Consider the following 21,989-nt stretch of genomic DNA (forward strand, 5'->3'; position numbering starts at 1 on the left):
GTGGACATGGACAAACCCTATCCCCCTGGAGGGGGAATGACAACGTCGTCGCCCCCCCCCCCCCAAAAAAAAAGGCCGGCTCAAAGAGCCGGCCGAAGAGAGGGGGGCTTGAGGCCCCCTTCTTGGTTTTTGTCGTATCGATCAGATCAGCGGCACGATCAGCAGCGCGACGATGTTGATGATCTTGATCAGCGGGTTGACGGCGGGGCCGGCAGTGTCCTTGTAGGGGTCGCCGACGGTGTCGCCGGTGACCGCCGCCTTGTGCGCGTCACTGCCCTTGCCGCCGAAGTGGCCGTCCTCGATGTACTTCTTGGCGTTGTCCCAGGCACCGCCGCCGGTGGTCATCGAGATGGCGACGAAGATGCCGGTGATGATGGTGCCGATCAGCAGGCCGCCGAGGGCCTCCTTGCCGAGGAAGACGCCGACCACCACCGGCACCAGCACCGGGAGCAGCGAGGGGATGATCATCTCCTTGATCGCCGCGACCGTGAGCATGTCCACGGCGCGCCCGTAGTCGGGCTTCTCGCTGTGGTCCATGATCCCGGGCTTCTCCTTGAACTGGCGACGCACCTCGTTGACGATGCCGCCGGCGGCGCGTCCCACCGCCTCCATGGCCATGGCGCCGAAGAGGTAGGGGACCAGGCCGCCGATGAACAGGCCGATGATCACCATGTGGTTGTCCAGCGAGAAGTTGAGCGCCGTGCCCCCCTCCGCGGCGAGCGCGTGGGTGTAGTCGGCGAACAGCACCAGGGCGGCCAGGCCGGCGGAGCCGATGGCGTAGCCCTTGGTCACCGCCTTGGTGGTGTTGCCCACCGCGTCCAGCGGGTCGGTGATGTTGCGCACCGACTCGTCCAGCTCGGCCATCTCGGCGATGCCGCCGGCGTTGTCGGTGATCGGGCCGTAGGCGTCGAGGGCCACGATGATGCCGGTCATGGAGAGCATCGAGGTGGCGGCGATGGCGATGCCGTAGAGGCCGGCCAGCTCGTAGGCGCCCCAGATGGAGGCGCAGACGGCGAGCACGGGGGCGGCGGTGGACTTCATCGAGACGCCCAGGCCGGCGATCACGTTGGTGCCGTCACCGGTGGTGGAGGCCTCGGCGATGTGGCGCACCGGCGCGTACTCGGTGGCGGTGTAGTACTCGGTGATCACCACCATGGCGGCGGTCAGCGCCAGACCGATCATCGCGGTGGCGTAGAGGTTGAAGGTGGAGACCACCTCGCCGCTGATGGTCAGGCTCTCGCCCAGCATGTAGGTGGTGATCGGGTAGAAGGCCACCGCGGCGAGCACGCCGGCGACGATCAGGCCGCGGTAGAGGGCGTTCATGATCTTGCCCCCCTCCTTGGCCTGGACGAAGAAGGTGCCGATCACCGAGGCGATGATCGAGGCGCCGCCGAGCACCAGCGGGTAGAGCACCGCCTTGCCGCCGTCGCCGGTGACCAGCAGGCCGCCGAGCAGCATGGTGGCGATCACGGTCACCGCGTAGGTCTCGAACAGGTCGGCGGCCATGCCGGCGCAGTCGCCGACGTTGTCGCCCACGTTGTCGGCGATCACCGCCGGGTTGCGCGGGTCGTCCTCGGGGATGCCCGCCTCGACCTTGCCGACGATGTCGGCGCCGACGTCGGCACCCTTGGTGAAGATGCCGCCGCCCAGTCGGGCGAAGATCGAGATCAGCGAGCCGCCGAAGCCGAGGCCGACCAGGGCGTGGACGGTGTGGTCGGTGTCCATGCCCATCACGCCGGTGAGCACGGCGTAGTAGCCGGCAACGCCGAGCAGGCCGAGGCCGACCACCAGCATGCCGGTGATGGCACCGCCGCGGAAGGCAATCTGCAGCGCCGGGTTGATCCCCTGCTTGGCCGCCTCCGCGGTACGCACGTTGGAGCGCACCGAGATGTTCATGCCGATGTAGCCGGCGGCACCCGAGAGGATCGCGCCGATCAGGAAGCCGACCGCGGTGGTCCAGCCGATGAAGAAGCCGAGCAGTACGAAGAGCACCGCGCCGACCATGCCGATGGTGGTGTACTGGCGGTTGAGGTAGGCGCTGGCGCCTTCCTGGACCGCGTCGGAGATCTCACGCATCCGGTCGGAGCCGGTAGGCTGCGCCAGGATCCATTTGACCGACCAGGCCCCGTAGGCGATGGCCAGGCCACCGCAGACGATGGCGAAGATCAAACCTGTTTCCATCTTGTCGTTCCCCCTTAGTTGGTTGCTGTTACGAAAGTCGGTTGTTGCGGCGGCTTCGGGGCGTTCCCGTGCAGGCACGGAGCCAATCCCTCAATCGCCTGATTATTCATTCGGCGTTGTGTCAGCACGATGATGCGGACACAAAAAAGGGGACCGTCAGGGTCCCCCTCATTTCGTGACGATCAGAGCTCGAAGGTGTCGAGCTTCTTCGGCACCGCCACATGCTTCAGCGTGACGTAGTCGGGCATGCCCTTGTCGGTGTAGGGCGGGTAGGCCTCGCCCTTGATCAGCGGGTAGAGGTACTCCTTGCAGGCGTCGGTGATGCCGAAGCCGTCCTCGCTGATGAAGTCCATCGGCATCATCTTCTCGACGTTGGCCACCTCGGAGAGCGGCGCTTCGCCGATGCTCCACTTGTAAGGGTTGGAGGACTCGCGGACCACGGTGGGCATGATCGAGTTCTTGCCCTCGACCGCCTTCTGCACGGCGGCCTCGCCCAGCGCGTAGGCCTGCGCGACGTCGGACTCGGAGGCGAGGTGGCGCGCGGCGCGCTGCAGGTAGTCGGCCACCGCCCAGTGGAACTTGTAGCCGAGCGCCTCCTTGATCATGTTGGCGACCACCGGGGCGGCGCCGCCCAGCTGGGCGTGGCCGAAGGAGTCGCGGGTGCCCTGCTCGGCGAGGAACTTGCCGTCGGGCCAGTGGCAGCCCTCGGAGACGACGATGGTGCAGAAGCCGTGCTCCTCCACCTTGGCCTTCACCGCGGCGAGGAACTTCTCCTGGTCGAACTCCACCTCGGGGAAGAGGGTGACTACCGGGATACCGTTGTCCTCGACCAGCGCGCCGGCGGCGGCGATCCAGCCGGCGTGGCGGCCCATCACCTCGATGACGAAGATCTTGGTGGAGGTGGCGGCCATCGAACGGACGTCGAACGACGCCTCCAGGGTGGAGACGGCGATGTACTTGGCCACCGAGCCGAAGCCGGGGCAGTTGTCGGTGATCGGCAGGTCGTTGTCGACGGTCTTCGGCACGTGGATCGCCTGCACCGGGAAACCCATCTTCTCGGAGAGCTGGGAGACCTTGTAGCAGGTGTCGGCGGAGTCGCCGCCGCCGTTGTAGAAGAAGTAGCCAATGTCATGGGCCTTGAAGACTTCGATCAGCCGCTCGTACTCGCGCTTGTTGTCCTCCAGGCTCTTGAGCTTGAAGCGGCAGGAGCCGAAGCCGCCGGAGGGGGTGTGCTTGAGGGCGGCGATGTCGGCGTCGGACTCGGCGCTGGTGTCGATCAGGTCCTCGGTCAGCGCGCCGATGATGCCGTTGCGGCCGGCGTAGACCTTACCGATCTGCTCGGGGTGTTTGCGGGCGGTCTCGATGACGCCGCAGGCGGAGGCGTTGATCACGGCGGTGACGCCGCCGGACTGGGCGTAAAACGCGTTCTTCGGCATGGATTGCTCCCCTCTATCTACACGTTCTTGTGATTAATCGGACAATGAAAACTCGGTGGGCCGCGGGCCAATGGCGCGGGCTATGGCGCACCGGCCGCCTTCTCCTCGGCCTCGCGCTCCCGGGCGGTGTGATCGGCCTGCACCTGGAGCAGGGTCACGGCGCACTCGGTGAGGTCGTCGAACTCCTCGATGCCGGTGCCGTAGGGGCGGTGGATGCGGTAGAAGAACTGGGCGCGATAGCGCCCCTCGGCGACCTTGACGATGATGAAGTGGCAGGTGTCGCGCTCCCAGTAGACGGCGGGGCACTCCGCCATCTCGCTGCTCATGGGGTTGAGGCGCATCTCGGTGACCACCTCGTCGAAGGGCACCTCTTCGCGGTAGCGCTCCTTCAGGGTGGTGGAGACGATCCACTTCTCGGCGTCGGTGAAGTCTGGAATCTGGCTCATGATGCTCGCTGCGGAGGGCGTCGTGAAGGCCTGTTGCCGGGATGTCAAGCGCCCCGGTTGCCTAGTGGGTTGCCATTATCATACTCTGCGTTGACTTGATTCAAAGGCCAACGTACCTTTACGGGAATCAAAAAAATTAATGGCTCCGCTCAGGGCCGTGGCGGGCTCGCGGTGTCGGATAACGAGAGAGGGGGAACTCGATGCGAATCGTCTTGTTGGGTGCGCCGGGCTCGGGCAAGGGAACTCAGGCGAAACAGCTGGCCGGCCGATACCACATCCCGCAGGTCTCCACCGGCGACCTGCTGCGCGCCGAGGTGCGGGAGCGGACCCCGCTGGGGGTGCAGGCGAAGGCGGCGATGGATGCCGGTCAGCTGGTTTCCGACGAGATCGTGCTGGCGATGATCCGTAATCGCCTGACCCTGGAAGACGCGCAAGGCGGCTTCATCCTGGATGGTTTCCCCCGCAACATTCCCCAGGCCGAGGCCCTCGACCGGATGCTCGAAGAGCTTGGTCAGCCGCTGGACCTGGCGCTGCTGATCGACATCGATTTCGAGATCCTGATGCAGCGGCTCACCGGCCGGCGCACCTGCCGCGATTGCCACCAGATGTACAACATTTACACCTCGCCGCCCCGCCTGGAGGACCAGTGCGACAAGTGCGGCGGCGAGCTGATGCACCGTGCCGACGACAACGAGGAGACCATCGGCAACCGCCTGCGGGTCTACGAGGCGCAGACCAAGCCGCTGGTGCAGTATTACAAGATGATGGGCATTCTCCATGAGATCGACGGAACCGGGGAGATCGCCGACATCTTCTCTGCCATCGTTGCGCTGACCGACGCGATGGCAGCGGGGGAGTTGAGCGGGAAGGCGGCGGCGCCGAAGAAGGAGGCTGCCGCGAAGAAGAGGGCGGCAGCGCCGAAGAAAGAGGCTGCCGCGAAGAAGAAGGTGGCGGCACCGAAGAAGGAGGCTGCCGCGAAGAAGAAGGCGGCAGCGCCGAAGAAAGAGGCTGCCGCGAAGAAGAAGGCGGCAGCGCCGAAGAAAGAGGCTGCCGCGAAGAAGAAGGCGGCGGCGCCGAAGAAGGAAGCCGCTGCGAAGAAGAAGGCGGCGGCACCGAAGAAGGAGGCCGCAGCGAAGAAGAAGGCGGTGACGCCGAAGAAAAAGGCCGCCGTGAAGAAGAAGGCGGCGGCGACGAAGACGCGGCACTGATTCGGTTTTGCTGCCGCTAAATGGCCCCGCTTTGTCGGGGTTTCTTCGTTGTTCCAAATCGTTTATCGGCGCAGTAGGGTGGATAAGCGATAGCGCATCCACCAAACCGCGGTAAAACCTCCGCTATTGGCCGGTCAGGGGGCGTCGCCCTAAAGCATGGTAGAGCGCCGGTCGGATAGAGCGATCCCCGTTGGGTGGCCGCTGCCCCCGTTTTGGTGGATGCGCTGTCGCTTATCCACCCTACGAGGGCGTGCCATGGGTAATTACCGTCGCTCGATTCAGGCGGGGGCAACCTACTTTTTCACCGTCGTCGCCTACCACCGAATCGCTTGGTTCGACTGTGAAGAGCGGGTGGGCATTCTTCGTGAAGCCTTCCGCCGGGTTCGACGGGATCGCCCTTTCGAAGTGGAGGCGATCGTTGTGTTGCCGGATCACGTACACGCCCTGTGGCGATTGCCTGAGGGAGACGACGATTACTCCGGCCGCTGGCGGGAGATCAAGAAATTCACTTCACGCCACCTCGACCCGCGAACCAATCGGCGAAACGAGCGGCCGGTGTGGCAGCGCCGATTCTGGGAGCATCAAATCCGCGACGAGCGGGACTGGCGCGCCCACGTGGACTACATCCACTTCAATCCGGTAAAGCACGGTTACGCCCGTCACCCTGCCGAGTGGAATTGGTCGTCATTCGCCAAGGCGGTGGAGCGCGGTTGGTACGCCCCAGATTGGGGAGCCGTGGAGCCTTCCTCCATCCAGACAATGCAATTGGAATAACCGCATAGGTGGGTGGCGCCGTAGGGTGGATAAGCGATAGCGCATCCACCAAGCCGTTGGAAAACCTCGGTTTGGGGGCGTTGTCCCGAAGGCGCCGTAGAGCGCCGGTTGGATAGGGCGGAGCCCCCCCCCGCTGGCCGCTGCCTCTGTTCCGGTGGATGCGCTGTCGCTTATCCACCCTACTCGTTGCCGGTCAGGCGTTGTCTGGTTTCGGCGGGAGAGGGTCAGACGGCGGTGGAGAGTGAAGGGGCGGCCGTCGTGTCGGCGCTTTCCGTCACCGCCTCGTCGAGGCGGGAGGCGAGTTCCAGGGCATGGTCGAGGCGCTGCTCGGCATCGGAGCGGTCCTCCTCTGCGGTCTCCAGATAGCGGCCCGCCTCGTGCAGCGCCTGGAGGAGTCGTTGCAGGCGGTCGGTGGAGGGCTCGCGGGCGATGGGTGCCAGTTGGCGGCCGAGGATGCCGAACAGCCCCGCCGCCTTCGGGCGCTGGAGCATGGCCAGCGCGCCCTGGATCCCCTCCAGTCGTGCGGCCACCTCCTCCACCTGGCGGGTCTCGCCTTCGGCGAGGAGCCGTGTCGCGTCGAGGGCGCCGGAGAGTTCGATGGCGCTCTGGTGGAGTACCACGGCGGTGACCCGGCGGTACTCCAGGGCGGAGAGCGGGTCGCGATCCGGGTGTTGGTGGAGATTGCCGTCGCGGATTTGGTGAAGGGTGGTGAGTACCCGCTCTCCCCACTCCTCCAGGTCGGCGCAGCTGCCGATCAGGCCGTCGAGGGCGCTCTCGACGAAGAGCAGCGCGCCGGTCATCTCCACCAGCTCCACCTCATCGGGGCGTCGCTGCCCGTGGTGGATCGCGCGCAGGATGGCCAACTGCTCCTCCACCGCCCGGCGGGGGACGGCCATGCCGAGCATCTCCAGCGTGTCGCCGAGGCGGGCGAGGGTCTCCAGGTGGGGAGCGAGTCCGCGCGCCGCGCCGCCGTCGCGGCCGATCCGCTCCAGCGCCTCCTTGACACCGTCGAGGTCTTCCTTGATGGCGGCGGCGACGGTGTGCAGCAGCTTGGCGGCGTGGCGGCCGGGCAGGGCGCCGCTGTCGCGGCTCTCCCGGCGCACCGGCAGCTCCTCGCCCAGGTCGAAGGTGCGGCGGATCGCCTGCAGCCGCTCCCCGCCGGCGGTGGCGGTGGTGAGGCGGGCGAGTAGTTCGCCCTCCAGCTCGTGGGGCGGGATCGCCCCCTCCCCGGTCTGCGCCACCTGCTTCAGCTGGCGGTCGAGGCGGCCGAAGAGGAGCTTCAGGGCGTCGTCCGCCGCCAGTCCTTCGTGGAGCAGCGCCTCCACCACGCCGCGTGCCACCCACCAGAGACGGCGGTTCGGCTCCCGCCGGGTGGCGCCCTCCAGTTGCTCCAGCACCCGATCCAGGGCGGTCAGCGCGCGGCGGCGGTGGCGCCCGTCGTACCAGCCGATCAGGGCGGCCTGGAAGGGGGGGCGGAGCCGCGCCGCGACGGCCGCCAGGGGCTCCTCGCCCTCTTCATGGGGAGGGGGTGGCAGCCCGTCGACGGGGCTTCCCGGTTCCTTCAGCCACGACTCGAGCAGTCCGTAGTCGATATCCATCAGCGGGGTTCCGGGGGGGCATGGCGGTGGCGCGCCACGGCGGCGAGCAGTCGCCCGCGGTCGGTGGGCTTCTCCAGCCAGGCGTCGGCGCGAACCCCGCGGGCGCGGGCGCGCTGGCCCAGGTCCCGTCCGCCGGTGAGCAGTAGCACGGGGGTGTCGAGAAACAGCGGGTGGTTCTTCACCAGAGTACAGAGCTGATAGCCGTCGAGGCGCGGCATGGCGATGTCGGCGAGGATCAGGTCGGGCCGCTGGTCGACGATGGCGGTCAGCGCGTGGTAACCATCGGCCACCGCAGTGACCCGACAGCCGGCGTCGAGGAGGATGCGCCCGGTGTGGTCGCGGATGGCGGGGGAGTCATCCACCACCATGACCTTCAGGCCGGTGAGGTCGGTTGCGGGATCGAAGGTCTCCACTTGCGTCCTCTGCGGCTCCTGCGCTACGGGTGGCGAGGCCCAACATCTAGTGGTTGGAGGTATTATCGGTTCAAAATACAGTATTCCTTCGGGGATTGTAAATACTCAATTCCATTCAAGCGGTTACTGTGGGGCCGGGTGTCGGCTCGCCCTGCCGGTGTGCCCCGATTGGCGAATTCTCCCATACGGGGAGAGGCTTCTCCGGCCGCTGCCTATGCTATAAATCACCGGTTTCCCACGCGCAGTACTCAACGGAAAGTCATGAGCCTGAACCTCCCCAACGCCGTCCCCTGTCTGACTACCGCACCCACCGGCCCGCTGCTGGAGATCGAATCCCACCTGCTGGCGTGCCAGGCGCGAATCGAGGCGTGGTTCCGCAGCCAGTGGCAGCGCACCCCCGCCCCCTTCTACGCCTCGGTGGACCTGCGCAACGCCGGTTTCAAGCTCGCCCCGGTGGACACCAATCTCTTCCCGGCCGGCTTCAACAACCTCAATCCCGCCTTCCATCCGCTCTGCGTCCACGCCCTCCAGTCGGCGGTGGAGCGGGTCTGCCCCGAGGCGTGCGACCTGCTGCTGATCCCCGAGAGCCACACCCGCAACCTCTTCTATCTGGAGAACGTGCGCACCTTGTGCGACCTGATCGCCGCCAGCGGTTTCGAGGTGCGTATCGGCTCGCTGATCCCCGACCTGGAGGGGCCCAGCGACTTCGAACTCCCCTCCGGGCGCACCCTTACCCTGGAGCCGCTCCAGCGCAAGGGGGACCGCGTCGGCGTCGAGGGATTCTTCCCCGGCCTGGTGTTGCTCAACAATGATCTATCCGGCGGGCGTCCGGCGATCCTCGAGGGGATCGAGCAGTTCGTCCTGCCGCCCCTGGAGCTGGGCTGGTCCCAGCGGCTGAAGTCCGGCCACTTCACCCACTACCGCGACGTCTGTAACGAATTCGCCGCCATGGCGGAGTTCGATCCGTGGCTGATCAACCCGCTGTTCCGCAACTGCGGCGAGATCGATTTCATGGCCCGCGAAGGGGAGCGCTGTCTGGTGAGGAACGTCACCACGCTGCTCGAAGAGCTCCACGCCAAGTACGAGGCGTACGGCATCGAGCAGGAACCCTTCGTCATCGTCAAGGCCGACGCCGGCACCTACGGCATGGGGGTGATGACCGTCCACGATGCGGAGGAGCTGGTCAACCTCAACCGCAAGCAGCGCACCCGCATGGCCGCGGCCAAGGAGGGGGCGGGGGTCTCGCGGGTGATCATGCAGGAGGGGGTCTACACCTTCGAGCAGTGGGAGGGGGCGGCCGCCGAGCCGGTGGTCTACATGGTGGACCACTACGTGGTGGGGGGCTTCTACCGGGTGCACACCAAGCGTGGCGCCAACGAGAACCTCAACTCCCCGGGGATGCACTTCGAGCCGCTCGCCTTCGCCGAATCCTGCTCCACCCCCAACCCCGACTGCGACCCCGACGACCACCCCAACCGCTTCTACGCCTACGGCGTGATCGCCCGCCTCGCCCTGCTCGCGGCGGCGCGGGAGATCGCCGGCTGCTGATCCGCGCTGCCGGGTCGGCGTGCCGCCCTTTACGGCGTGCGGAAAATCCCCGATCCTTGATGGTTACCGTAGGTCGTTTCCGGAGCCGGCGTGTCGCAACCGATCACCCTCGGGGTCGTGATGGACCCCATCGACGAGATCAAGGTCTACAAGGACAGCACCTTCGCCATGCTGCTGGAGGCGCAGCGGCGCGGCTGGGCGCTGCGCTACCTGGAGCAGGGGGACCTGAGCCTGCGCGACGGCCGCCCCTACGGCCGCATGCGGGAGCTGGAGGTGATGGACGACAGCGCATGCTGGCACCGCTTCCACGGCGGGCGCCACGATACCCCGCTGGAGGAGCTGGACGTCATCCTGATGCGCAAGGATCCCCCCTTCGACATGGAGTACGTCCACACCACCTACATCCTGGAGCGGGCCGAGAGCGTGGGCGTGGTGGTGGTCAACCGCCCCCAATCCCTGCGCGACGCCAACGAGAAGCTCTACACCGCCTGGTTCCCCCAGTGCTGTGCCCCCACCCTGGTGACCCGCGACGGCGGCGAGCTGCGCGGCTTCCTCGCCGACCACGGCGACATCATCCTCAAGCCGCTGGACGGCATGGGCGGCGCCTCCATCTTCCGCGTGCGCGCCGGCGATCCCAACGTCTCGGTGATCATCGAGACCATGACCGAGCACGGTCGCCGCTTCGCCATGGCGCAGAAGTTCATCCCCGAGATCGAGCGCGGCGACAAGCGCATCCTGATGATCGACGGCGAGCCGGTCCCCTACGCCCTGGCGCGCATCCCCGCACCCGGCGAGACCCGCGGCAACATCGCCGCCGGCGGTCGCGGCGAGGGGGTGGAGCTCAGCGCGCGCGACCGCTGGATCTGCAACCAGGTGGGGCCCGCGCTACGTAACCACGGTCTGCTCTTCGTCGGCCTCGACGTGATCGGCGACTACCTCACCGAGATCAACGTCACCAGCCCCACCTGCATCCGCGAGCTGGATGCGCTCTACGGTCTCAACATCGCCGGCACCCTGATGGACCGCATCGAGGAGGCGCTGGCATGAGCCGACGGGCCCTGCTGATCGGGTTGCTCGCCGCCGCCGGCCTGGTGTCCCCGGCGGCACAGGCCGACTTCTACTCCTACCGCGACGAGTACGGCGTGATCCACCTCACCGATCGCCCGCCGCGCTCCACCGACTACCATCAGATCACCCGTTCGCGCAGCGGCCGCTGGGAGATCCTCAACAACCGCGCCCCGGCCTCCGCCGCGACGGCGAAGCGATCCTCCTCCGCCAACAGCGCCCGTTATGCGCGAGAACTCCAGCGGGTGGCCGACCGCTACGACCTCGACCGCCGGCTGCTGGAGGCGGTGGTGGAGGTGGAGTCCGCCTACAACCCCCATGCGGTCTCCCGCGCCGGCGCCGTGGGGCTGATGCAACTGATGCCCGACACCGCCGAGGAGCTCGGCGTGCGCAACCGCTGGGACCCCCACCAGAACCTCGACGGCGGCGCCCGCCTGCTGCGCCAGCTGATCGACCGCTTCGGCGAACTGGAGCTGGCGCTGGCCGCCTACAACGCCGGCGAGAACGCGGTGGTCCAGCACGGTCACCGCATCCCGCCCTATCCCGAGACCCGCCGCTACGTGAAGAAGGTGATGGCCGCCTACCGCGGCGGTTGAGGTGGTCCCCTTTTCGGTCCGGCGGTTTTCGGCCGCGACGCCGTAGGTCGGCGCTACCGCGCCGACATAAACGGAGGCAGCGGCTTCAAGCCTTGCGTGACTCGTTCCGAACAAGCCTGCCGCTCGGCCGGCCCCTGCCCCCGTTCGCATCGCGGCGGTAGCCGCGACCTGTCGTCCGTTCCCCTGGAAATCCTGAGTTGGCCTGCCCGATGTCCGCTCGCCCGAAGTCTCCGCGGTTACGACGCTGTTGGAGGTATAATCGGCGTCCGTTATGAGCGCCACGTTTCCCTACTCCGATGCCCCCGGCGTCACCCCCTTCGATCGGTTGGGGCTGACGCTGTTCATCGCCCTCGTCCTTCACGCCATCCTCATCCTCGGACTCGGCTTCGACTGGGACAACCCCGCCGAGCGCACCGCGCCGCCGACCCTCGACGTGGTCCTCGCCCAGCCCCGCGAGGCCCCCGAGCCGGAGGAGGCGGAGTACCTCGCCCCCACCAACAACGAGGGGGCCGGCAACGTCACCGAACCCTCCGAACCGGAACAGCGCCGCGCCGACCCCGCCGCCCTGCAGCACCGCTCCACCCCGGTGCCGCCGGTGCTCAACAACGCCCCGCCGCAGAAGCCGGCGAGCCCCTCCCAGGTGGTCACCGCGCAGCAGGCCAAGCGTGCCGCCCCGGTCAAGCGGGCGCCGGCCACCCACCAGGAGAAGGCGCTGCCCAGCGCCGCCCAGCTGATGGAGCTCTCCCTGGAGATGGCCCGCCTGGAGGCGGGGATCAGCGAGACCCAGCGCGCCTACGCCAAGCGCAAGCGCCAGCGCTACATCGACGCCACCACCCGCGAACACCTCTATGCCGCCTACATGGCCGCCTGGGTAGCCAAGGTGGAGAAGGTGGGCAACCTCAACTACCCCGGCGAGGCGCGCCGCCGCAGTCTCTCCGGCGCGCTGATCCTCGACGTGGCGCTCAATGCCGACGGCAGCCTCAACGGCATCAGCCTGCTGCGCTCCTCCGGCGAGCGGGTGCTCGATGATGCCGCCATCCGCATCGTCCGCCTGTCGGCCCCCTACGCCCCCTTCCCCAAGAAGATGGCCCGCGACATCGACGTGCTGCACATCACCAAGACCTGGCAATTCCTCAATTCCAACCGCTGGAGCGGGGGCTGATCGCCCCCGCTCCAGCGGTTGGAATTGAGGAACATTGGGCTTTTCTGGCCCATCCATAGTCCGACAGCCTCCTAGCTGCCATATAGGGCGTGCCGTGCGCGCCGTGGTGAACGAAGGCGCCGTTCTTCACGGGTGGCATCCCGCTGGAAGGGCGGTGCCCTCGTTTGGTACGGCGCCCGCGGGGCGCCCTATAGGCGTCGTGGATGGGCGGTGGCGGGGCGGGAATCAGAGGGTTTCCAGCTTGGCGTAGGTGAGCATCAGCCACTTCAAGCCTTCGGCCTCGAAGTTGACCTGGACGCGGGCCTGCGCCCCCTGGCCCTCGGCCTGGACGACGATCCCTTCGCCGAACATGGCGTGGCGCACATGCTGGCCCAGTTGCAGGCCGCCGGCCCCTTCACTCAGCGAGGGGGTGGAGTAGCCACCGCCGTAACCGCTACCGAAGCCGCCACCGGCGGGGGTGGAGACCACCGACTTGGGGCGGATCTCCTCGATCAGCTCCTCGGGCACCTCGCGCAGGAAGCGCGAGGGCATGGGGTAGACCTCCTTGCCGTGGATGCGCCGGTACTCGGCGCAGGTGAGGTAGAGCTGGCGGCGGGCACGGGTGATGCCGACGTAGCAGAGCCGGCGCTCCTCGGCCAAGCCGCGGTTCTGGTCGAGGCTCATCTGATGGGGAAACAGCCCCTCCTCCATGCCGCAGATGAAGACCAGCGGGAACTCCAGTCCCTTGGCCGAGTGCAGGGTCATCATCTGCACCGAGTCGGAATCCGCCTCGCCCTGCCCCTCGCCCGCCTCCAGGGCGGCGTGGCTGAGGAACTCCTCCAGCGGGGTCAATCCCTCCTCCCCCTCCAGCGGGTCGTAGCGGAACTGGCGGGCGGCGGTGACCAGCTCTTCGAGGTTTTCGATGCGGTTGCGTCCCTTGTCCCCTTTTTCCTTGCCGTAGTGCTCCAGTAGCCCGGAGTGGTCGATGGCGTGTTCCACCTGCTCCCACAGTTCGATGCCTTCGAAGCCCTCCCAAAGCCGGTAGATCAGATCCAGAAACCCTTTGAGTGCGTTGGTGGCACGGGCGGAGAGTCCCTTTCGGTGGATCAGATCGATGGCGGCTTCCCACATTGGCAGGTTGTAGGCGCGGGCATGGTCTCTGACCAGTTGCACGGTGCGCTCGCCGACGCCACGGGTGGGGGTGTTGACCACCCGCTCGAAGGAGGTGTCGTCGTTGCGGTTGCTGGCCAGCCTCAGGTAGGCGAGCGCGTCCTTGATCTCGGCGCGCTCGAAGAAGCGCAGGCCGCCGTAGATGCGGTAGGGGATGGCGGCGCGGATCAACGCCTCTTCCAACACGCGGGACTGGGCGTTGGAACGGTAGAGGATCGCCGCGTCGCGGTAGCCCTCGCCCCCCTCGCCCCACTGGCGGATGCGCTCGACGATGAAGCCCGCCTCGTCGAGGTCGTTGAAGGCGGAGTAGAGACGGATCGGCTCGCCCTCCTCGCCGTCGGTCCACAGCTCCTTGCCGAGGCGGTCGGCGTTGTGGGCGATCAGCGCGTTGGCGGCGTTGAGGATGGTCGAGGTGGAGCGGTAGTTCTGCTCCAGGCGCAGGGTGTGCAGTCCCGGATAGTCGTGGCCGATCCGCTGGATGTTCTCGATCTTCGCCCCGCGCCAGCCGTAGATCGACTGGTCGTCGTCGCCCACCAGGAAGAGCCGGCCGGCGGGGCCGGCGAGCAGTTGCAGCCAGGCGTACTGGATGGTGTTGGTGTCCTGGAACTCGTCGACCAGGATGTGGCGGAAGCGGGCGCGGTAGTGGTCGAGGACGTGGGGGTGGTCGCGCAGCAGTTCCTGGGCGCGCAGCAGCAGTTCGGCGAAGTCGACCACGTTGCTGCTGTCGCAGTACGCCTGATAGGCGCGGTAGATCTCGATCTGGCGGCGCATCCACGGGTCGTCGCGGTCGTCGATGTGGTCGGGGCGCAGCCCCTCGTCCTTGCGCGCGTTGATGAAGTGCATCGCCTGCTTCGGCGGCCACTGCGCCTCATCCAATTCCAGCGTGCGCAGGATGCGGCGCACGGTGCGGTACTGGTCGTCGGCATCGAGGATCTGGAAGCCCTGCTGGAGCCCCACGTCCATCCAGTGGGCGCGCAGCAGGCGGTGGGCGAGCCCGTGGAAGGTGCCGATCCACATCGCGCCGAGCGGCATCTCCAGCAGCTCCTCGGTGCGCGCCTTCATCTCGCCGGCGGCCTTGTTGGTGAAGGTGACGGCGAGGATGCCGAATGGCGAGATGCCCTCCACGCGCACCAGCCAGGCGATGCGGTGGACCAGCACGCGGGTCTTGCCGCTGCCGGCGCCGGCCAGCACCAGGGCCTGCTCGGCGGGGGTGGAGACGGCCTCGCGCTGGGCGTCGTTGAGGGGGTCGAGGATGTAGGAGACGTCCATGGGGCGGGCAGTGTACCACTCCTTTTTTCCCCCGAGCGCCGTGCCCGGCGGAAGGGGTTGTAGGATGGGAAAAAAGGGGCATTGGGGGATTCCGGCCGTAGGTCGCGGCTACCGCCGCGACGTGAACGGGGGCAGCGGGGGTGGGGTGGCACGGGCTGGCCGAACGGTAGGTTTGCTCGCGACGGAAGATACGAGGTTTGTGGCCGCTACGTCCGTTTGCGTCGCCGCGGTAGCGGCGACGGGTTTGATTTTTGGCAAGGCGTTCAGACCGGCCGGGGGTAAAATGGCCGGCGATGCCTCTACCCGATCCGATCCCGACCGACCGCCTCCGCCCCCCTTCGCTACGCGAAGAGCTGCTCGCCACCCTCGCGACCATCCCGCCGCTGGCGACCGACACGCTGTTCAGCATCACCGTCGAGACATCGTGGCTCCATCCCTCGCACCTCTCGCCACCTCCCGGAAGCGGCCACTACTGGGCCCGCCCGGAGGAGGAGCACTATCTGCTGGGCGTGGGACGCTGCGTGACGCTGGAGACGGCCGGCGAAGAACGGTTCACTCCACTACGGCAGACCTTCGATCGGCTGTGCTCCGACTGGCACCGCTGCGGCGACGACGGGCCGGCACTCTTCCTCGGTGCCGCCTTCGACGGCGAAGACCCGATGACCGGGCAATGGCAGGGGTGGCCGAACACCTCGCTGACCATTCCGCAACTGCTGTTCCGGGTGCGCGGCGGGCGACGCACCATCACCTTCACCGCCCGCGGGGCGGAACGGGCGGCGCCGGAGCACCTGGTGACGAAGTGGCTGCAACGCCTCGACGCGGTGATCGGGCGCGAGCCGGTGGACGACGGTGCCAGCCCGATGGGATTGCAGCGGGAGGACGACCGCGACGAACGGCGCGGTTGGGACCGCCGCGTGGCGGCAGCGCTGGCCGGGATTGCCGGCGGGGCCCTGGAGAAGGTGGTGATCGCTCGCCGCGCCCGGGTCCGCGGCGAGCGCCCCTTCGACGCCGGACGGCTGCTGGCGCTGCTCGGCTGTCTCTATCCCGGCTGCGTGCTGTTCGCCGCCCGCGCCGCCGATACCACCTTGATCGCGGCCACCCCGGAACGGCTGCTCACCCTGGAGGCGGGACGGGTGTGGAGCGACGCGCTGGCCGGCACCATCCGCCGCGCCGCCGACCCGGCGGAGGACCGACGCCTCGCCGAGCGGCTGCTGGCCGACCCCAAGAGCCGTCACGAGCACGAGCTGGTGCGCCGGTCGGTGGCCGCTGCGCTGCGCCGCCACTGTAGCGCGGTGAATTCCCCGGCTCGCCCCAAGCTGCTGCGCCTGCCCAACCTCCAGCACCTGCACACGCCCATCGAAGGGCACCTGCGACCAGACGTCTCGCCGCTCGACCTGATCGCCGATCTCCATCCCACCCCCGCGGTGGGCGGCAGCCCCGCGGAGGCGGCCACCCGCTGGCTGCGCGGCCATGGCGATCCGGGGCGCGGCTGGTACAGCGGCGTGGTAGGCTGGCTCTCGCCGGAGGGGGACGGGGAGCTGTCGGTGCTGTTGCGCTGCGCCCTGCTCGACGGCGATCGGGCCCATCTCTTCGCCGGCTCGGGGATCGTCGCCGACTCCGACCCGGCCGCCGAGTGGGCGGAGAGCGAACTGAAACTGGCCGCCCTGCTGCGCGCCCTGGAACATGGCTGATACCGAACCGACCGCGTCGCCCGCCGGCGACAACGCCCTGTGGGGCGGCACCCTGATCGATGCGCTGGCCGCCGGTGGCGTGCGCCACCTGGTCGCCTCCCCCGGCTCGCGCTCCACCCCGCTGACGCTGGCCGCGCTGCGCCACCCGGCGATCGAGGTGCGGATGGTGCTCGACGAGCGCGCCGCCGCCTTCTTCGCCCTCGGGCTCGCCCGCCGCCGCGACGAACCGGTGGCGCTGGTCGCCACCTCCGGCAGCGCGCCGGCCCACTGGCTGCCGGCGGTGATCGAGGCGGAGCGCAGCGGCATGCCCCTGGTGCTGCTCTCCGCCGACCGCCCCGACGAGTTGCTGGGCTGCGGCGCCAACCAGACCATCGACCAGCGCGCCCTGTTCGGCCCCCACGTCCGTGCGTTTCATCAGCTACCGCATGCCGATACCGGCGAGGCGGGGCTACGCCGGCTACGCTGGTTTATTGCTAAGGCCTTGGAACAGACTCGTTGGCCCACCCCCGGCCCGGTCCACCTCAACGTGCCGCTGCGCGAGCCGCTGATCGGTGAGGGCGAGGTCACCCCGGCGGTCCCGCGGCCACCGTTCGAAACGCCACGGCTGCTCCCCGCCGACGAGACGCTGGCGCGGCTGGCCGAGGCGTGTGCCGGCGAGTGGGGGGTGATCGTCTGTGGTGACCACCCCTTCGACGACCGCTTCGCCGAAGCGGTAACCCGCCTCGCCGAGGTGCTCGACTGGCCGATCCTCGCCGACCCGCTCGCCAATCTGCGCTTCGGCCCCCACGATCCGACCCGGCTGATCACCCGTTACGACAGCTTTCTGCGCAACCCCGACCTCGCCGAACGGCTCACCCCCAACCGCGCGCTGCGCTTCGGCGCCCAGCCGGTCTCCAAGGCGCTGGCCGAGTGGCTGGCGGCGGGCGAGGTGGAGCAGTGGGTGGTGGACCCGTGGGCGCGGCGCCTCGATCCGCTCCATCACGGCATCGAGTGGCTGCGCGCCGATCCGGCCGCGCTGTGCGACGCCCTGGCCGACTATCTGGAGCAGCCCGCCGAGGCGGAGTGGCTGGCCGACTGGCGGGCGGCCGAAGGCCACGCCGAGGCGGCCCTGGAAGGGATGGAGGTTCCCGAGGCAGCGGTGGTGGAGGCGCTACGCCTGGCGCTGCCCGACGGTGCCTGGCTATTCGTCGGTAACTCGCTGCCGATCCGCGATCTCGACGCCTTCTCCGGCCTCGACGAGAAGGCGATCCGGGTGGTGTGCAACCGCGGCGCCAGCGGCATCGACGGCAACCTCTCGACCCTGCTCGGCCTCGCCGCCGGCGGCGAGGGGGAGATCGTCGGCCCGGTGGTGGGGCTGATCGGCGACCTCGCCTTCCTCCACGACCTCGGCGGGCTGCTCAACGCGCCCGGGCTGGACACCACCATTATCGTCATCAACAACGGCGGCGGCGCCATCTTCGGCCACCTGCCGCAGGCCGGGCTGGCCGAGTTCGAGGCCGGCTGGCTCACCCCGCAAGATATCGACCTGCAACGGGCCGCCGAACTCCACAACCTGCCCTTCGAGCGGGTCGCCGCCGACGAACTCTACCCGGTGCTGAAACAGTCCCTCGCCCGCCCCGGCGTCGACCTGATCGAGGTGGTGATCGACCGCCACGCCAGCCTCGCCGCCCACCATGCCTACTGGTCGGCGGTGGCGGCGATCAACGCCGATGTTTTTGACCATGAAGAAGAGGAACCAAGGGTATGAAGTGGGCCATTGCTTCCTCCTGCGTTCGTTGTCTGAAGCATTCAGCCGTAGGTCGGCGCTACCGCGCCGACGCCAACGAAAGCAGCGGGCTCACGGCCTTGACGAGCATTCCGAACGGGACGTCCCATTCGGGAAGCGCGGTGGAAAACCTGAAATAGCGGTGCTTCCGTTCACGTCGGCGCGGTAGCCCCGACCTACGGCGTACCGGGCGGCAGTGGCAGCACGCGGCACCGCCCCAATTCACTTTACGGTTCGAGGAGAGCAGATGTACTGGCACCCCGTCGACGATTTCCACTGCACCGACATCCTCTACGAGCACCACGAGGGGATCGCCAAGATCACCATCAACCGTCCCGAGGTGCGCAATGCCTTCCGCCCGGAGACGGTGGAGGAGCTGATCCAGGCCTTCCGCCACGCCCACCTCGACCCCGCCGTCGGGGTGATCATTCTCACCGGCGCGGGGGACCGGGCGTTCTGCTCCGGCGGCGACCAGAAGGTGCGCGGCGACGCCGGCGGCTACCAGGACAGCGCCGGGGTGCAGCACCTCAACGTGCTGGAGCTGCAACGCCAGATTCGCACCCTGCCCAAGCCGGTGGTGGCGATGGTCGCCGGCTACGCCATCGGCGGCGGGCATGTGCTGCATCTGCTGTGCGACCTGACCATCGCCGCCGAGAACGCCCGCTTCGGTCAGACCGGCCCGCGGGTGGGCAGCTTCGACGCCGGGCTCGGCGCCGGCATCCTGGCGCGCAGCGTCGGCATGAAGAAGGCCAAGGAGATCTGGTTCCTCTGCCGCCAGTACGACGCAGCACAGGCATTGGAGATGGGGCTGGTCAATACCGTGGTGCCGCTGGAACGATTGGAGGAGGAGACGGTGGCCTGGTGCCGCGAGATGCTCCAGCTCTCGCCCACCGCGCTGCGCGTGCTGAAGGCCGCCTTCAACGCCGACACCGACGGCCTGGCCGGCATCCAGGAGCTGGCCGGCAACGCCACCGCGCTCTTCTACATGACCGAGGAGGGGCAGGAGGGGCGCAACGCCTTCCTCGAAAAGCGCCCGCCCGATTTCACCAAGTACCCGCGGCGGCCCTGACCGATGCCCTGGAAGGGAACGCGGAGGACGCAGAGACGCAAAGAACGCAGAGAAAGCGGGTGTAGGCAGGGGACTTGGGCGGTATCCTTGTCGTCCATCACTCCGCACCGGCACCGCCCGCCGGCAATTGGATCGAACCACCTATTCAATCTCTGCGTCCTCTGCGTCTCTGCGATCTCTGCGTTTTTTTGCCCATGCCCGAAGAGTCCCCCAACCCCTGGATCGCCGCCATCCGGCCGCGCACCCTGCCGCTGTCGGTGACCCCGGTGGTGGTGGGCAGCGTGCTCGCCTACGTGGTGGCCGGCGCCTTCCGCCCGGAGGTGTTCGCGGCCGCCCTGCTCGCGGCGATGCTGATCCAGGTGGGGACCAACCTGCACAACGACGCCGCCGACTTCGAGCGGGGCGCCGACGGCCCCGACCGGCTGGGGCCGAAGCGGGCAGTGGCCGAGGGGTGGCTCGCCGCCGGGCTGGTCAAACGGGTGGCGCTGCGCTGTTTTCTCCTCGCCTTCATCCTCGGCATCTACCTGGCGGCGGTGGGCGGCTGGCCGATCGTCGTCCTCGGGCTGGCCGCGCTCGCCGCCGGCTGGGGCTACACCGGCGGCCCGCGGCCGATCGCCTACTCCCCGTTGGGCGAGCTTTTCGTCTTCGCCTTCTTCGGCCTCGCCGCGGTGGTGGGGACCTTCTATCTCCACGCCGGTACCACCGCCCCGGCCGCCTGGCTCGCCGCCAGTGCGCTGGGCCTGCATGCCGCCGCGGTGCTCACCGTCAACAACTACCGCGACCTGGAGAGCGACCGGCGGGTGGGCAAGCGCACGCTGGCGGTGGTGCTCGGGCGGGAGGCGAGCCGACGGCTCTACGGCCTGCTGATCGCCGCCCCCTTCGTGCTGGCGGCGGTGCTGGCGTGGGACGGGCTGACCGGCGCGGCGACGGTGGCGATCCTGCTGCCGCCGGCGCGCAAGCTGGTGCTGCGTTTCCGCCGCGAGCCGGTGGGCCCCGCCTTCAACGAGATCCTCGCCGCCACCGCCAAGCTGCAGATGCTGTTCGGCGTGCTGCTCTGCGGCGGGCTGCTGTGGGTGGCGCTGGGGTGAGCGCGGCCGATCATCGCCTGGGCGTGACCCTCCGTTCCTACCGGCTGCCCCTGCGCGCACCGTGGGTGAGCGCCGCCGGCACCGTGGGCGAGCGGCGCGGCTGGCTGCTGGCGCTGCGCGACGGCGCGGGACGGGTGGGTTACGGCGAGTGCGCCCCGCTCCCGGCCGCCGGTACCGAGGCGCCGGAGCTGGCCGAAGGGTGGCTGACCCACTGGGCCGCCGCCGCCGACGGCGCCCGTCGCAGCCACCTGGAGACCGCCCTCGGCGCCACCGCGGCGCCGCCCGCGGTGCGCTGCGCCATCGAGAGCGCGCTGCTCGACCTGCGCGCGCGCGCCGCGGGCCTCCCCCTGGCCCGCTACCTGCGACCCCGCGCCGCCCGCCGGCTGCGGGTCAACGCCGCCGTCGGGCCGCTTGACGACGGGGTGGTGGAGCGGATGGAAGAGGCGTGGCTGAGCGGCTTCCGGGTGTTCAAGGTGAAGGCGGGGGTGAGGGCGCCGGCCGACGAGCGGGCCCGTCTCGCCCACCTTGCCGGGCGCCTCCCCGGCGGCCTGCTGCGGGTGGACGCCAACGGCGCGTGGAGCCGGGAGGAGGCCTTGGCGATGGTGGAGGCGCTGAACGAGCTGCCGGTGGAGTCCCTGGAGGAGCCGCTGGCGGAGCCCGATCCCGCCTTTTTCTCCCTGCTCCAGCGGCGCGCCCGTTTTCCCATCGCCCTGGACGAGTCCCTCAGTCCGCTGCGTGGGCTGGGTCCCGGGCGCTTCCTGGCACCGCGCAGCGTCGGCCGGCTGGTGCTGAAGCCGCCGGTGCTGGGGGGGATCGGCCCGGCCCTGGCGCTGGCGGCGCGGGCGCGGCGGGCCGGGGTCGGTTGCGTGGTCACCACCACCCTGGAGGGGGCGGCGGGCGGTTGGCTGGCCGCCCAACTGGCGGCGGCGGTGGACGACGGTCTCACCGCCCACGGGCTGGCCACCGGCGGCTGGTTGGCCGAAGACCTCGGCGCACCACCGCCGGTGGCCGAGGGGACGGTCGAGCTGCCGGCGGGGGAGGGGCTCGGTTTTCAGCCGGCCGATGGCCTATGCTGAGCCGATGAGCCTCCACACCCACCGCTTCCACGTCGCGCTCCACGACACCGACGCCGCCGGCGTGCTCTTCTTCGCCCACCTGCTGCGCCACGCCCACGACGCCTACGAGGGACTGATGGCCGCCGGCGGGATGCCGTTGGCGGGGGTGGTGGCGGAGGGGGCGTTTCACCTGCCGATCGTCCACTGCGAGGCGGACTACCGGGCGCCGCTGCGCCACGGCGACAAGGTGGCGGTGGCGGTGACGGTGGCGCGGGTGGGGGAGAGCGCCTTCACCCTTCGCTACCGTTTCACCGCCGGTGGCGAGGAGGCGGCCGCCGCCACCACCGTCCACGTCGCCCTCGACCCGGCGAGCCGCGCCAAGCGGCCGCTGCCCGCGCCGCTCCGTGCACTGCTTGCCGCGGGTGCGCGCGGTGAGGCTGCTCTTTGACACGAAGGGCGAGAAGGGGGATTGGGCC

At 68.9% G+C, this 21,989-nt stretch carries 17 protein-coding genes and 1 pseudogene; 12 read left to right on the forward strand and 6 right to left on the reverse strand.

The window, feature by feature from the left end; all coding sequences use genetic code 11:
- Positions 1-141: 141 nt before the first annotated feature.
- The 3 genes from ACYQ2W_RS19050 to ACYQ2W_RS19060 form a co-directional block, all read right to left on the reverse strand.
- Positions 142-2,181, reverse strand: a complete 2,040-nt coding sequence (locus ACYQ2W_RS19050) for a sodium-translocating pyrophosphatase (RefSeq protein WP_459870742.1) — start codon at positions 2,179-2,181, stop codon at positions 142-144.
- Positions 2,182-2,363: 182 nt separating this feature from the next.
- Positions 2,364-3,617 (reverse strand): 6-phosphofructokinase, encoded by a 1,254-nt coding sequence (locus ACYQ2W_RS19055; protein WP_459870745.1) that lies wholly within the window; start codon positions 3,615-3,617, stop codon positions 2,364-2,366.
- A gap of 80 nt (positions 3,618-3,697) precedes the next feature.
- Positions 3,698-4,063 (reverse strand): hypothetical protein, encoded by a 366-nt coding sequence (locus ACYQ2W_RS19060; protein ID WP_459870748.1) that lies wholly within the window; start codon positions 4,061-4,063, stop codon positions 3,698-3,700.
- A 200-nt stretch (positions 4,064-4,263) separates the two neighbouring features.
- Here ACYQ2W_RS19060 and ACYQ2W_RS19065 point away from each other — a divergent pair.
- Both ACYQ2W_RS19065 and ACYQ2W_RS19070 read left to right on the forward strand, forming a co-directional pair.
- Positions 4,264-4,887: pseudogene (locus ACYQ2W_RS19065) on the forward strand (adenylate kinase); the annotation flags it as partial.
- A gap of 639 nt (positions 4,888-5,526) precedes the next feature.
- Positions 5,527-6,045: an REP-associated tyrosine transposase gene (locus ACYQ2W_RS19070; protein WP_459870751.1), complete on the forward strand. Its 519-nt coding sequence runs from the start codon at positions 5,527-5,529 to the stop codon at positions 6,043-6,045.
- A 224-nt stretch (positions 6,046-6,269) separates the two neighbouring features.
- Here the strand turns inward: ACYQ2W_RS19070 and ACYQ2W_RS19075 are convergent, their stop codons facing one another.
- Both ACYQ2W_RS19075 and ACYQ2W_RS19080 read right to left on the reverse strand, forming a co-directional pair.
- Complete coding sequence (locus tag ACYQ2W_RS19075) at positions 6,270-7,643, reverse strand: FimL-related protein (RefSeq protein ID WP_459870755.1); 1,374 nt, start codon at positions 7,641-7,643, stop codon at positions 6,270-6,272.
- Complete coding sequence (locus ACYQ2W_RS19080; protein WP_459870758.1) at positions 7,643-8,056, reverse strand: response regulator; 414 nt, start codon at positions 8,054-8,056, stop codon at positions 7,643-7,645. The genes ACYQ2W_RS19075 and ACYQ2W_RS19080 overlap by 1 nt, the downstream gene beginning before the upstream one ends.
- 261 nt (positions 8,057-8,317) lie before the next feature.
- Here ACYQ2W_RS19080 and gshA point away from each other — a divergent pair, with 261 nt between their 5' ends.
- From gshA to ACYQ2W_RS19100, 4 genes are all read left to right on the forward strand, one after another.
- The gene (gene gshA, locus ACYQ2W_RS19085; protein ID WP_459870761.1) at positions 8,318-9,604 is read left to right on the forward strand and encodes a glutamate--cysteine ligase; all 1,287 of its coding nucleotides are present in this window, start codon (positions 8,318-8,320) and stop codon (positions 9,602-9,604) included.
- A gap of 120 nt (positions 9,605-9,724) precedes the next feature.
- Complete coding sequence (gene gshB, locus ACYQ2W_RS19090; protein ID WP_459870785.1) at positions 9,725-10,651, forward strand: glutathione synthase; 927 nt, start codon at positions 9,725-9,727, stop codon at positions 10,649-10,651.
- Positions 10,648-11,265 (forward strand): transglycosylase SLT domain-containing protein, encoded by a 618-nt coding sequence (locus ACYQ2W_RS19095; RefSeq protein ID WP_459870764.1) that lies wholly within the window; start codon positions 10,648-10,650, stop codon positions 11,263-11,265. Before gshB ends, ACYQ2W_RS19095 begins: the two co-directional genes overlap by 4 nt.
- Positions 11,266-11,536: 271 nt before the next feature.
- Entirely contained in the window at positions 11,537-12,427 is an 891-nt protein-coding gene (locus tag ACYQ2W_RS19100; RefSeq protein WP_459870766.1) for an energy transducer TonB, read from the forward strand.
- Positions 12,428-12,652: 225 nt separating this feature from the next.
- Here the strand turns inward: ACYQ2W_RS19100 and uvrD are convergent, their stop codons facing one another.
- Positions 12,653-14,845 carry a DNA helicase II gene (gene uvrD, locus ACYQ2W_RS19105; RefSeq protein WP_459870769.1) on the reverse strand — a complete coding sequence of 731 codons (2,193 nt, stop codon included), beginning with the start codon at positions 14,843-14,845 and terminating at the stop codon, positions 12,653-12,655.
- A gap of 293 nt (positions 14,846-15,138) precedes the next feature.
- Here uvrD and ACYQ2W_RS19110 point away from each other — a divergent pair, with 293 nt between their 5' ends.
- From ACYQ2W_RS19110 to ACYQ2W_RS19135, 6 genes are all read left to right on the forward strand, one after another.
- Positions 15,139-16,536, forward strand: a complete 1,398-nt coding sequence (locus ACYQ2W_RS19110) for an isochorismate synthase (protein ID WP_459870772.1) — start codon at positions 15,139-15,141, stop codon at positions 16,534-16,536.
- Complete coding sequence (gene menD, locus ACYQ2W_RS19115) at positions 16,529-18,283, forward strand: 2-succinyl-5-enolpyruvyl-6-hydroxy-3-cyclohexene-1-carboxylic-acid synthase (RefSeq protein WP_459870775.1); 1,755 nt, start codon at positions 16,529-16,531, stop codon at positions 18,281-18,283. Before ACYQ2W_RS19110 ends, menD begins: the two co-directional genes overlap by 8 nt.
- 265 nt (positions 18,284-18,548) lie before the next feature.
- Positions 18,549-19,370, forward strand: a complete 822-nt coding sequence (gene menB / locus ACYQ2W_RS19120) for a 1,4-dihydroxy-2-naphthoyl-CoA synthase (protein ID WP_459870777.1) — start codon at positions 18,549-18,551, stop codon at positions 19,368-19,370.
- Positions 19,371-19,564: 194 nt separating this feature from the next.
- The gene (locus ACYQ2W_RS19125) at positions 19,565-20,458 is read left to right on the forward strand and encodes a 1,4-dihydroxy-2-naphthoate polyprenyltransferase (protein ID WP_459870779.1); all 894 of its coding nucleotides are present in this window, start codon (positions 19,565-19,567) and stop codon (positions 20,456-20,458) included.
- Entirely contained in the window at positions 20,455-21,534 is a 1,080-nt protein-coding gene (locus ACYQ2W_RS19130; RefSeq protein WP_459870781.1) for a mandelate racemase/muconate lactonizing enzyme family protein, read from the forward strand. The genes ACYQ2W_RS19125 and ACYQ2W_RS19130 overlap by 4 nt, the downstream gene beginning before the upstream one ends.
- A gap of 4 nt (positions 21,535-21,538) precedes the next feature.
- Positions 21,539-21,961, forward strand: coding sequence for an acyl-CoA thioesterase (locus ACYQ2W_RS19135; RefSeq protein WP_459870783.1), 423 nt, complete (start codon positions 21,539-21,541; stop codon positions 21,959-21,961).
- Positions 21,962-21,989 lie beyond the last annotated feature (28 nt).

It is taken from the genome of Endothiovibrio diazotrophicus, from assembly GCF_054657215.1.

Excerpts from the sequence above, each read along its gene's own strand:
- ACYQ2W_RS19100 (WP_459870766.1), top strand. The coding sequence starts at position 11,537 with ATGAGCGCCACGTTTCCCTACTCCGATGCCCCCGGCGTCACCCCCTTC.
- menB (WP_459870777.1), top strand. The coding sequence starts at position 18,549 with ATGTACTGGCACCCCGTCGACGATTTCCACTGCACCGACATCCTCTAC.
- ACYQ2W_RS19110 (WP_459870772.1), top strand. The coding sequence starts at position 15,139 with ATGCCTCTACCCGATCCGATCCCGACCGACCGCCTCCGCCCCCCTTCG.
- ACYQ2W_RS19055 (WP_459870745.1), bottom strand. The coding sequence starts at position 3,617 with ATGCCGAAGAACGCGTTTTACGCCCAGTCCGGCGGCGTCACCGCCGTG.
- ACYQ2W_RS19095 (WP_459870764.1), top strand. The coding sequence starts at position 10,648 with ATGAGCCGACGGGCCCTGCTGATCGGGTTGCTCGCCGCCGCCGGCCTG.
- gshB (WP_459870785.1), top strand. The coding sequence starts at position 9,725 with ATGGACCCCATCGACGAGATCAAGGTCTACAAGGACAGCACCTTCGCC.
- menD (WP_459870775.1), top strand. The coding sequence starts at position 16,529 with ATGGCTGATACCGAACCGACCGCGTCGCCCGCCGGCGACAACGCCCTG.
- ACYQ2W_RS19075 (WP_459870755.1), bottom strand. The coding sequence starts at position 7,643 with ATGGATATCGACTACGGACTGCTCGAGTCGTGGCTGAAGGAACCGGGA.
- ACYQ2W_RS19125 (WP_459870779.1), top strand. The coding sequence starts at position 19,565 with ATGCCCGAAGAGTCCCCCAACCCCTGGATCGCCGCCATCCGGCCGCGC.
- ACYQ2W_RS19060 (WP_459870748.1), bottom strand. The coding sequence starts at position 4,063 with ATGAGCCAGATTCCAGACTTCACCGACGCCGAGAAGTGGATCGTCTCC.
- ACYQ2W_RS19135 (WP_459870783.1), top strand. The coding sequence starts at position 21,539 with ATGAGCCTCCACACCCACCGCTTCCACGTCGCGCTCCACGACACCGAC.
- uvrD (WP_459870769.1), bottom strand. The coding sequence starts at position 14,845 with ATGGACGTCTCCTACATCCTCGACCCCCTCAACGACGCCCAGCGCGAG.
- ACYQ2W_RS19050 (WP_459870742.1), bottom strand. The coding sequence starts at position 2,181 with ATGGAAACAGGTTTGATCTTCGCCATCGTCTGCGGTGGCCTGGCCATC.
- ACYQ2W_RS19070 (WP_459870751.1), top strand. The coding sequence starts at position 5,527 with ATGGGTAATTACCGTCGCTCGATTCAGGCGGGGGCAACCTACTTTTTC.
- gshA (WP_459870761.1), top strand. The coding sequence starts at position 8,318 with ATGAGCCTGAACCTCCCCAACGCCGTCCCCTGTCTGACTACCGCACCC.